At 65.3% G+C, this 9,144-nt stretch carries 12 protein-coding genes and 1 tRNA gene (1 of these 13 cut by a window edge); 6 read left to right on the top strand and 7 right to left on the bottom strand.

Annotated elements, in window-relative coordinates:
- A protein-coding gene (locus ACFR9S_RS07750) for an EamA family transporter (RefSeq protein ID WP_459077192.1) crosses the window boundary here: on the top strand, nucleotides 1-46 show its final stretch. The gene continues 398 nt to the left of window position 1, outside the view; the window shows 46 of its 444 coding nt (coding positions 399-444); the start codon falls outside the window, past its left edge; the stop codon is at nucleotides 44-46.
- Nucleotides 43-588, top strand: a complete 546-nt coding sequence (locus tag ACFR9S_RS07745; RefSeq protein WP_379818375.1) for a DMT family transporter — start codon at nucleotides 43-45, stop codon at nucleotides 586-588. Before ACFR9S_RS07750 ends, ACFR9S_RS07745 begins: the two co-directional genes overlap by 4 nt.
- A gap of 50 nt (nucleotides 589-638) precedes the next feature.
- Here ACFR9S_RS07745 and ACFR9S_RS07740 read toward each other — a convergent pair whose 3' ends face one another.
- From ACFR9S_RS07740 to ACFR9S_RS07730, 3 genes are all read right to left on the bottom strand, one after another.
- A complete protein-coding gene (locus tag ACFR9S_RS07740) occupies nucleotides 639-803 on the bottom strand; it encodes a hypothetical protein (protein ID WP_379731103.1) in 165 nt (54 codons plus the stop codon).
- 65 nt (nucleotides 804-868) lie between these two features.
- Nucleotides 869-1,699: an RNA methyltransferase gene (locus tag ACFR9S_RS07735; RefSeq protein ID WP_379731104.1), complete on the bottom strand. Its 831-nt coding sequence runs from the start codon at nucleotides 1,697-1,699 to the stop codon at nucleotides 869-871.
- Nucleotides 1,696-2,274: a hypothetical protein gene (locus ACFR9S_RS07730; RefSeq protein ID WP_379731105.1), complete on the bottom strand. Its 579-nt coding sequence runs from the start codon at nucleotides 2,272-2,274 to the stop codon at nucleotides 1,696-1,698. The genes ACFR9S_RS07735 and ACFR9S_RS07730 overlap by 4 nt, the downstream gene beginning before the upstream one ends.
- Before the next feature lie 91 nt (nucleotides 2,275-2,365).
- On the opposite strand from ACFR9S_RS07730, the gene ACFR9S_RS07725 reads away from it, so the two are divergent.
- Nucleotides 2,366-2,806: an acyl-CoA thioesterase gene (locus ACFR9S_RS07725; RefSeq protein WP_379731106.1), complete on the top strand. Its 441-nt coding sequence runs from the start codon at nucleotides 2,366-2,368 to the stop codon at nucleotides 2,804-2,806.
- Between the two features lie 52 nt (nucleotides 2,807-2,858).
- Here the strand turns inward: ACFR9S_RS07725 and ACFR9S_RS07720 are convergent, their stop codons facing one another.
- Nucleotides 2,859-5,036: a hybrid sensor histidine kinase/response regulator gene (locus tag ACFR9S_RS07720; RefSeq protein WP_379818374.1), complete on the bottom strand. Its 2,178-nt coding sequence runs from the start codon at nucleotides 5,034-5,036 to the stop codon at nucleotides 2,859-2,861.
- A gap of 283 nt (nucleotides 5,037-5,319) precedes the next feature.
- Between ACFR9S_RS07720 and ACFR9S_RS07715 the strand changes: the two genes are divergently transcribed.
- On the top strand, nucleotides 5,320-5,883 hold the full coding sequence (locus tag ACFR9S_RS07715) for a hypothetical protein (protein WP_379731108.1): 564 nt from the start codon (nucleotides 5,320-5,322) through the stop codon (nucleotides 5,881-5,883).
- A 429-nt stretch (nucleotides 5,884-6,312) separates the two neighbouring features.
- Here ACFR9S_RS07715 and ACFR9S_RS07710 read toward each other — a convergent pair.
- A tRNA-Lys gene (locus tag ACFR9S_RS07710) sits at nucleotides 6,313-6,386 on the bottom strand.
- 99 nt (nucleotides 6,387-6,485) lie between these two features.
- Between ACFR9S_RS07710 and ACFR9S_RS07705 the strand changes: the two genes are divergently transcribed.
- On the top strand, nucleotides 6,486-7,937 hold the full coding sequence (locus tag ACFR9S_RS07705) for a DHH family phosphoesterase (RefSeq protein ID WP_379731109.1): 1,452 nt from the start codon (nucleotides 6,486-6,488) through the stop codon (nucleotides 7,935-7,937).
- A 66-nt stretch (nucleotides 7,938-8,003) separates the two neighbouring features.
- Here the strand turns inward: ACFR9S_RS07705 and ACFR9S_RS07700 are convergent, their stop codons facing one another.
- Both ACFR9S_RS07700 and ACFR9S_RS07695 read right to left on the bottom strand, forming a co-directional pair.
- A complete protein-coding gene (locus ACFR9S_RS07700) occupies nucleotides 8,004-8,294 on the bottom strand; it encodes a PRC-barrel domain-containing protein (protein WP_379731110.1) in 291 nt (96 codons plus the stop codon).
- A 49-nt stretch (nucleotides 8,295-8,343) separates the two neighbouring features.
- The gene (locus ACFR9S_RS07695; protein ID WP_379731111.1) at nucleotides 8,344-8,619 is read right to left on the bottom strand and encodes a hypothetical protein; all 276 of its coding nucleotides are present in this window, start codon (nucleotides 8,617-8,619) and stop codon (nucleotides 8,344-8,346) included.
- A 110-nt stretch (nucleotides 8,620-8,729) separates the two neighbouring features.
- On the opposite strand from ACFR9S_RS07695, the gene ACFR9S_RS07690 reads away from it, so the two are divergent.
- A partial coding sequence (locus ACFR9S_RS07690; protein ID WP_379818373.1) for a proteasome assembly chaperone family protein occupies nucleotides 8,730-9,144 on the top strand: 415 nt, incomplete at its 3' end.

Below are 9,144 nucleotides of genomic sequence, written 5' to 3'. Positions count from 1 at the left end.
GTCGACGCGTTCGGCCGCCGGTTCGGCCTCGCGGGCGTCGTCGTGATCGCGAACCCCGGCGGGAGCTCGGTGCCGCTCTCGGGCGTCCTGCTGGTGTTCGTCGGCGTCGCGCTGTTCGCGACCGGCTCGGTCGGCCTTCGCGCGCTGGACTCGGGACTTCCGGCGGCGTCGCTGCAGGGCTGGGCGATGCTGCTCGGCTCGACGATGCTCGTCGGCGGCGCCGTCCTCCGCGGCGAGGCGTTCCCCGCCGGCGTCGTCAGCGGCGAGTCGGCGCTACCGTTCCTCTACCTCGTGTTCGGCGCGGCCGTCGTCGGCTTCCTGATCTACTTCGACCTGCTCTCGCGGATCGGGCCGGTTCGGGTGAACTACGTCGCCTACCTCGAGCCCGTGACCGCGGCGATGGTCGCGTGGGCGGTGCTCGGCCGCGCGCCGACGACGACGACCGCGGCGGGGTTCCTGCTCGTCGCGGCCGGCTTCGCGCTCGCGACCACCGACGACCCGCTGGCGCGGCTCGGGCTGCGCTCGGAGGGCATCGTTCAGAGCGACCTCTCGGACAACGGTAGCGTCGAAGTCCACTACGCGGATTAGTACGCGTCGAGCGGTTCTCGACTGCGGGGTCCGGCGTACCCCTCGACTGGCTACGCCGACGAGAACTCTCTGACGATCAGCACGCCGAACACCACGGCGAACACGGCGGTAGCCGGAATCTGCGTGAGGTACGCCGCGGCACCGCCGAAGAGCAGTCCGATCGTCAGGAGGCCGGCGTTCTTCACCAACTCGTCTCGGTTTTCGACCGGGGACATGAGTGACTGGTCTGCCCACTGTCACAAAATGATTGTGGTCAGACCGGCAACAGAATACGGCGGTGTCAGCGGCGCAGTTGGTCTTCCTCGTCGAGTTCGTCGAGCAGTTCCCGACGGTCTTCGAGTTGGTCGGTCGCGCGCCGGAGCACGCCCAGCAGCGTGGTGACCTCGCGGTCGGTCGGCTTCACCCGACCCAGCAGCCGCCGGAACATCCGCTCGGTCTTCTCGTGTTTGTGCTCGCGGTGGCCCATCGCGGTCAGGAACTCGTCCCAGTAGTCGTGCAGTCGCTCGATCTCCTCGGGGTCTGCGCGGTGTGGCTCGGTGTCGGGCAGTTGGGTTCCCTCGAGCGTGAGCGTTCGAAGCTCGTACAGGGTCACGGTCGCCGACTGCCCGAGGTTCATCACGGGGTACTCCTCGCTCGCGGGGATCGAGGCGACCTGATCCAGCCTGCTCAGTTCCTCGTTAGAGAGTCCCTTGTCCTCGCGGCCGAACACGAGCGCGACGGGCGCGTCGACGCCTCGAAGCTCCTCGACGAGGTCCTCGGGCGTGCTGTAGGGGAACCGGACGTGCTTGCGGCTGTCCTCGCCCGTGATCGCGGTGAAGCCGACCGTGTGGTAGTTCGCACAGAGCTCGTCGAACGTGATCTCCTCGGCGCCGGGGAGCACGTCCTGCCGGGCGTGGCCGGCGAAGCCGTACGCCTCGCCGTCCGGCTCGATCTCGGGCGGGTCGATCAACAGCAGGTCCTCGACGCCGAAGTTCTTCATCGCCCGGGCGATGGTGCCGACGTTGCCGGGCGTCTGGGCGTCGACGATACAGACCGAGATGTCAGGCCCTCCCTCGCTGCCGGATGCCTCCCTCTCCGTCCCGGCGTCGTCGGACGGCTCTCCCTCGCTCATCCGCTGCCGGGGTAGTCGGTGTCCAGATCCAGATCCGACACGTCGAGCTCTCCGCCCTCCTCGTCGTCGCTCTCGGGCGCGCGCAGGTCGTAGCGCTTCTCCTCGAACTCGACGGACTGTTCCAGCCGGTGCTGAGCCTCCTCGGGGGTGGGGAGGTTCGGCAGTTCGCCCGGCGACTCCTCGACGTGCTCGTCGGGACCGTACCCCTCGGGCGCGCTGTTGCCGGCGACGAACCACTCGTGGAACTCGTCGCGGAACGTCTCCTCGCCGGCGAGTTCGCTGCCGCCCTCCTCGCGGAACCAGTAGAGGAAGTCCGGCTCGTGCTCGTTGCACAGCAGCACCTCGTCCCCCGGCTCGCCGTAGACGATCTCCGCGGGGTTGGCGCGTCGCTTCTCCTCCTCGCCGTGTTCGAGGTAGCAGGCGTCGCAGGGTTGGTCCATCAACAGGCCGAGACGCAGCAGCCGGTTCCGGGCGTCGTCGGGCATCTCGTCAAGCGGCGCCCACTCCCCGTCGTCGGTGAACACTTCTTCCTCGTCGAACCGCCAGCCGCGAAGGCCGACGCTCACTTTCGCCATTACCGGTCGTTCCCGCTTGCCGGCCAAAAAGGACGCGTTCCCGGCCCGGGGCGGCGCACACGCTCTTTACCCTCCCCGCCCAAGCACGCCCGTGCCCGACCTGCTCGACACGTACATCGAGAACCGCGAGCGCGTCCAGCCGACCGACGCCAACAACTACGGGACTGCCCACGGGGGGTTCGTCACCAAGTGGATGGACGAGGTGGGCGCGCTCTCGGCGATGCGCTTCGCGGGCGAGAGCTGTGTCACCGCCTCGATCGACCAGATGTCGTTCGAGCGCCCGATCCCCGTCGGCGACACCGCGGTGATCCGGGCGTACGTCTACGAGGCGGGCCGCACGAGCGTCCACGTCAAACTCGAGGCCGACCGCGAGGCACCCCGGACCGGCGAGCGCGAGCAGACCACCGAGTCCTACTTCGTGTTCGTCGCCGTCGACGACGAGGGGAAACCGCAGGAGGTGCCGGAGCTCACGACCGGGAGCGAACGCGGTGAGCGGCTCCGGCAGCGCGCGCTGGAAGGGCGGAACGACTGACCCGTCGGCCACGGCTCGGCGGTGGCGAGCAGAGACACGTGGGAAGTGAGCCTCAGACCGACTCCACGTCGGTGATCTCGAAGCGCGCACCGCCGGCCTCGCTCTCGCTCACCGAGATCTCCCAGCCGTGTGCGACGGCCAACTGCTTGACGCTCGCCAGCCCGACCCCGTGTTCGCCCTCCTTGACGGAGGTACCGATCTCGAACACGTCGTCGCGCTCAGACTCGGGGATGCCGGGACCGTCGTCGGCGACGTAGAACCCGTCCTCGAGGTCGCCGACGGTGACGGTCACCGTCCCCTCGCCGTGCTCGATGGCGTTCTTGAGGAGGTTCTCGAGCAGGCGTGCCAGCGCGCCCTCGTCGGCGCGGATGGTCCGCTCGGTCGCGACCGCGAGGGTCGCCCCGGCGGTCTCGAGGGCGTCCCACGCCGAGCGGCTCGCGGCCCCGAGGTCCACCGCGGTCACGTCGTTCACGAGTTCGCCCTCGCGCATCACGCTCGCCAGATCCTCGATGAGCTCGTCGAGCCGATCCAGCGCCGATTCGGCCTGTTCGAGGTGTTCGGTCTCCCCGGTGTCGCGAGCGAGTTCGAGCCGTCCCCGGACGACGCTCAGCGGCGTCCGGAGGTCGTGTGAGAGCACGCTGGCGAACTCGTCGAACTGCGCCAACTGTCGTTTTAGCCGGCGCTCGCGCCGCCGCCGGTCCCGGATGTCCCGCCCGATCCCGGCGACGTAGACGTTCCCCTCCTCGTCGACGATCCGCCGTTTCCGGAACTCGAAGGGGACGGTCTCGCCGTCCTTGGTCAGGATCGGCGCCTCCGTCGTCGCCGAGCCGGTTTCGAGGGCGCGCTCGATGTCCGACTCCACCCGCGGGCGGACCTCGGGCGGGAACAGCTCCAGCGGCGACATCGAGAGCAGCTCCTCGCGGCTGTAGCCGGTCATGGTCGCCTGCTCGCCGACCCGGACGATGTTGCCCTCGGGGTCGAACAGGTAGAACACGTCGTCCAGCACGTCGAGCGCGTAGTCGAGCAGGTCCTTCGGCGCGTCGGGCGACCGGACGCGTTCGTGTTGTTCGGTCGTGTCCCGGGTCACCTTGAGGAACCCCTGATGGGTCCCCTCGTCGTCGAAGACGGCGGTGATGAGCACTCTCGCCCAGAACCGCGAGCCGTCCTTCCGGACCCGCCAGCCCTCGTCCTGCACCGACCCCTCGGCCAGTGCGGTTTCCAGGAGTTCGTCGGGGTAGCCGATCTCGGCTTTCGCCTCGGGGTAGAACACCGAGAAGTGGCGCCCGATGATCTCCTCGCCGTCGTACCCCTTGAGCCGCTCGGCGCCCTGGTTCCAGCTCGTGACGAACCCCTCGGTGTCGAGCGAGAAGATGGCGTACACCTCGACGGCGTCGATGAACTGCTCGAAGCGCCGGCGCTCCCGTTCGAGCGTTCGCTCGACCTCCTTCTCCTCGGTGATGTCCTGCACCAGACAGAGCAGGGTCCCGTCGTCGGTGTAGGTGAGCGCGTGGTCGACGACCAGCCGGTCGCCGTTCTTGCGCTGCTGGACGCTCTCGCCGCTCCAGCGGTCGTTCTCCGGCACCGACGGGAGGATCTCTTCGTGGATCTGCTGGACGTGATCCTCCGGGTAGAGCATCTCCCAGTGCTTGCCGATCATCTCCTCGCGGTCGTAGCCGTACAGTTCGGCGTAGGCGGCGTTGACGTAGCGGAACGTCCCCTCCTCGTCGAGGAACGCGATCCCCTCGCGGGCGGTCTCGATCGCCGAGAAGCCGCGCTCGACCTCCCGGGTCGCGTAGTGCTGCTCGACGGCGTTCTCGATGCGGTGGGCGAGCACGGCGTACTGGTCGGTGCCGCGCTCCTTCTGGAGGTAGTCGGTGACGCCGGCGGAGATGGCGTCGCTGGCGATCTCCTCGCTCCCCTTCCCGGTGAACAGGATGAACGGCACGTCGAGTTCCCGCTCCCGGACCGTCTCGAGGAACTCCAGTCCGTCCCGCCCGGGCATCTCGTAGTCGCTGACGATGCAGTCGACGTCGACGGCGTCGAGCGTGTCGAGCGCCTCGTCGACGTCGGCCGCCGTGAGCACCTCCAGGCGCTCGCTCTCGCGTTCGAGGTAGATCGACACCAGATCGCAGAAGTCGGCGTCGTCGTCGACGTGGAGTACCGTGACCGAGCGCTGGACCGGGGTTTCCGGGCCGTTGTAGTCCGGTAGCGCGTCTGACGGCAAGGGCATGACAGACCGTTAGGGAACGAACGGGATAACCGTAGGGGAGAGATTCCGGTTTTCGGAGGTGAATCCAGTGCACATATCGAGGATTGTGACGTACTGAGGGACGGCTGACCGGTCGGTGATCGCGGGGAAAATGTCACAGGGCGGAAGGGATTTTCACCGCCTCAACCTCCTTGACGCTCTGCGCGCCTCGGAGCGAAGCAGGATTCCCTACCTGTCGTACTGAGGCTTGCTACGGCCGTCGGTATCCTATGAGCTTTCAAACAAGGAGTTGTCAACTATTTCTATGACTTCATCATCAGAAGACGGGGAGGAAGAACTGGATAGCCTATCAGAACGGCAATTTGAGCGGCTCCAAAACAGTTTGAAGGAGTACGGAGAAGACGATATTATAGAACGAGAGAAGATCGGAGACAACCTTGATGAAATCGAGAAAGAGGAGTTGTACAAGCTATCAGACGGAGATGCAAGCGAACTCATTTCGTTCTACATTACGACTTCAGCGCTCATTGAACAGGAAAGCATCCTCATAATCAATGCCTATGTGTTTGATTTCGGATCGAATGGAAGGGGTTCCATAGAATTCCTTGAACAGAACCTCAATCAACATGATCGAGAGGCTATGTTGTACCACCTCGGACTGATTGACTCTGGGCTTAAGGGCGAGCTCAGTCGAGTAAGGAGAAAACGTAATGATCTCGCACACAGTTCAGACCACGGCATTATAGAGGATATTAGCCGTCTACAAAACGACATCAAAAGGGCGAAAGAAGCGAAAGATCAGTTGAAAGAGATTGGGAGAGAAGTTGAATTAGAATTGCTAATAGATGATCCAGAGAAGAATTCATAAAATATCAAGTTACAGACTTAATCATAAATGACTGCTACAGCTCGTATATTCATTTGCTGTCTGATTCATCTCATCGTCGGCTCCATTCTAATGGGCACCCAGCGATAACTATTCTACGCGTGCCAGTTTGGGCGGAAATTGAGTTATACGTCATGCCATTCACTCCTGCTGACCGCCATACATAGCAGACCTGGCGTCGGTGACGCAACAAAACTAAACCTCTGAACCAGGGGAAAGGGTCAAAATCACTATATAAGGATCAGAACGTTCGTGTACACGCGAATCGGATCGCCAGGAAATGTCGTCGAAGACAATGGGCCGGAAGGGATTGTGAACTACCGGAACTTCGCTCCCGGTGGCCGCTCGCTCCGTCGTTCAAATCCTTCCGCGACGCTCTCGGTTTCTCACGTTCGTTCGAAACACGAGAAGCGGGCCGGAAGGGATTTGAACCCTCGACCGACGGATTAAGAGTCCGTCGCTCTCCCTAACTGAGCTACCGGCCCTCACGACCACGTCACGGCGGGCCGATAAAGAGGGTTTCCTTTTCGCCCCGAAGCGAACGGTGGAGCTTAAGTGTCGTCCCGCGGAAATCCCGGGTAGACATGAGCACCGGGGTCAGCATCTCCTCGATGTCGTCGTACGCCATCCTCGGCTGCGGGAGCGTCGGTCACGCCGTCGCCGAGTCGCTCGACGCCGAGGGGAAGGACGTCCTCATCCTCGACAAGGACGAGGACCGCGTCGAGGCGCTGCGGGATCAGGACCTCAACGCGGTCGTGCAGGACATCGCCACCCCCGGTGTCGTCGACGCCGTCGCCGACCGGGACGTGGTGCTGATCCTCGCCTCCGACGTGGAGGCCAACAAGGCTGCAGTGAAGGCGATCCGGGAGCGCGACGACGACCAGTTCATCGTCGTCCGCGCCTCCGATCCCGTCAGCGGCGACGAACTCCGGGAGCTGGGTGCCGACGTGGTGATCAACCCCTCCGAGGTGATCGCCGACTCCGCGCTGCGGACGCTCGAGTCCGGCGAGATGGAGTACAAGGCCCGCCAGCTTGCGGAGATTCTCCGCAACGCCGACGGCGACCTCGCGATTCTGACCCACCACAGCCCCGACCCCGACTCGATCGCCAGCGCGGTCGCACTGCGGGCGATCGCCGAGAGCTACGACGTGAACGCCGACATCCTCTACGACGGCGACATCGGCCATCAGGAGAACCGCGCGTTCGTGAACCTCCTCGGGATCGAACTCACCGACCGCGACGACGCGCCGGCGCTGGAGTCCTACGGCGCGCTCGCGCTGGTCGACCACATGAAAAGCGGCGAGTTGGAGATCGACGCGCCGATCGACGTGTTTATCGACCACTACGAACCCGAGGAAGAGATCGACGCCAGCTTCGTCGACGTGCGGCCGAACGTCTCCTCGACGTCGACGATCCTGACGAAGTACATGCAGGAGTTCGACATCTCCCCCTCGGAGGAGGTGGCCACCGCGCTCCTGTACGGCATCCGCGCGGAGACGCTCGACTTCAAACGGGACACGACGCCCGCGGACCTCACCGCTGCGGCGTACCTCTACCCGTTCGCGGACCACGAGACGCTCGAACAGGTCGAGTCGCCGTCGATGTCGCCCGAGACGCTCGACGTGCTCGCCGAGGCGATCCAGAACCGCGAGGTGCAGGGGAGCCACCTGATCTCCAACGCGGGGTTCATCCGCGACCGCGACGCGCTCACCCAGGCCGCCTCACACCTCCTCAATCTGGAGGGGATCACCACCACCGCGGTGTTCGGGATCGCCGAGGACACCATCTACCTCTCGGCGCGCTCGAAGGACATCCGGCTCAACATCGGCAAGGTGCTGCAGGACGCCTTCGGCGAGATCGGCGAGGCCGCCGGCCACTCCACGCAGGCCAGCGTCGAGATCCCGCTGGGCGTGTTCGGCGGGATCGAGACCACCGAGGAGAACCGCGACACGCTGCTCAGCCTCGCCGAGGAGGCGGTTCGCCGGAAGCTGTTCGAGGCGATGGGCGTCGAGGGCGAGACGTCGAACGGCTCCTGAACCGCGAGCGCGGATGCTCGCCGTTTTACGAACTCGATCGCGTGACTGCCGTGAGAAGGGAACGAGTTACGCCAGCGTCTCCTCTGCCTCTTCGGGACCGCGCAGGCGTTCGATGATGTCGTTGATGAGGATCACGTCGCCGACCGCACGCACCCACCGGTAGGGAACCATCACGCCCTTGTCGCCCTCGACGTTGCCCTGGAACAACTCCTCGTTCAGCCCCGACAGCGCCAGCCCGGTCACCTGTTCGGCGCCGAGATCGAGGCGGACGTCCTCGACCTCGCCGACGAACACGCCGTTGTTGGAGTAGACCTCCCGACCCACGAGCGCCGTGATCTCTTGGGAATCCACGTTCATACCCGGGCCGACGAACCGATGAACAATAATTCTTCGCTGTCGGTCGGCGCTACTCCCACTCGCCGACGTCCGGATCGAACTCGGCGACCTCCGGCTCGGCCGCCTCGATGACCTCCTCCGGCGTCTTGCCGTGTTCCTCCTCGATATCCTCCGCGATCGCCTCCCCCACTCCCGAGAGGACGTGTGCGATCACGGCGTCGTCGACGGCGGACTGCTTGAACTCGGAGATCTCCTCGACTCGGAGAACCGTCCGCCCGTCGACCGCGATCTCGTAGAAGTCGTCCAGTCGCCGTGCCTCCGGGGGATCCTCGGGTGGTCCAGTCATGCGTCCGTCACGAACGGGGGCGGCCCTGCAAAAGTTTCGGGTGGCGGAGAGCCGTGCCGCCCCACCGACCGCCACAACGCACTTGCACCGCCCGGCCACACGTTCGACCCATGGTCGAGATCCGCGTGACCGACGACTCGGTGGACCCGACGGGCGCGACGCTGATCGAGGGGATGCCCGGCGTCGGGCTGGTCGGCAAGATCGCCACCGACCACCTGATCGACGAGCGTGACATGCAGGAGTTCGCGAGCGTCCGCGGCGAGGGGATCCCGCCGGTGACGGTGTTCGACGGCGCGGATCGGGACGTGAACTCCCCGATCCGGCTGTACATCGACGACGAGGAGGAACTGGTCGCGCTCCGGAGCGACGTGCCGGTTCACGTCATGGACGCACCGCTGTTCGCGGAGCGGCTCACCGAGTGGATCGGCGACAACGACGTGCTCCCCGTCTACCTCGGCGGGCTCGCCGCCGAGCGCGACGCCGACGAGGTGCCGTCGGTCGAGGGGATCGGCGTCGGCGCCGGGC

Origin of the sequence: Halolamina salina, assembly GCF_042678005.1 — an archaeon.
Lineage (GTDB): Archaea > Halobacteriota > Halobacteria > Halobacteriales > Haloferacaceae > Halolamina > Halolamina salina.
This window is presented reverse-complemented; position numbering and strand designations above follow the sequence as displayed.

What these genes read in the sequence shown, in the direction of transcription:
- ACFR9S_RS07695 (WP_379731111.1), bottom strand. Translation starts at nt 8,619, where the DNA reads ATGACTGGACCACCCGAGGATCCCCCGGAGGCACGGCGACTGGACGAC.
- ACFR9S_RS07715 (WP_379731108.1), top strand. Translation starts at nt 5,320, where the DNA reads ATGACTTCATCATCAGAAGACGGGGAGGAAGAACTGGATAGCCTATCA.
- ACFR9S_RS07705 (WP_379731109.1), top strand. Translation starts at nt 6,486, where the DNA reads ATGAGCACCGGGGTCAGCATCTCCTCGATGTCGTCGTACGCCATCCTC.
- ACFR9S_RS07740 (WP_379731103.1), bottom strand. Translation starts at nt 803, where the DNA reads ATGTCCCCGGTCGAAAACCGAGACGAGTTGGTGAAGAACGCCGGCCTC.
- ACFR9S_RS07700 (WP_379731110.1), bottom strand. Translation starts at nt 8,294, where the DNA reads ATGAACGTGGATTCCCAAGAGATCACGGCGCTCGTGGGTCGGGAGGTC.
- ACFR9S_RS07730 (WP_379731105.1), bottom strand. Translation starts at nt 2,274, where the DNA reads ATGGCGAAAGTGAGCGTCGGCCTTCGCGGCTGGCGGTTCGACGAGGAA.
- ACFR9S_RS07720 (WP_379818374.1), bottom strand. Translation starts at nt 5,036, where the DNA reads ATGCCCTTGCCGTCAGACGCGCTACCGGACTACAACGGCCCGGAAACC.
- ACFR9S_RS07735 (WP_379731104.1), bottom strand. Translation starts at nt 1,699, where the DNA reads ATGAGCGAGGGAGAGCCGTCCGACGACGCCGGGACGGAGAGGGAGGCA.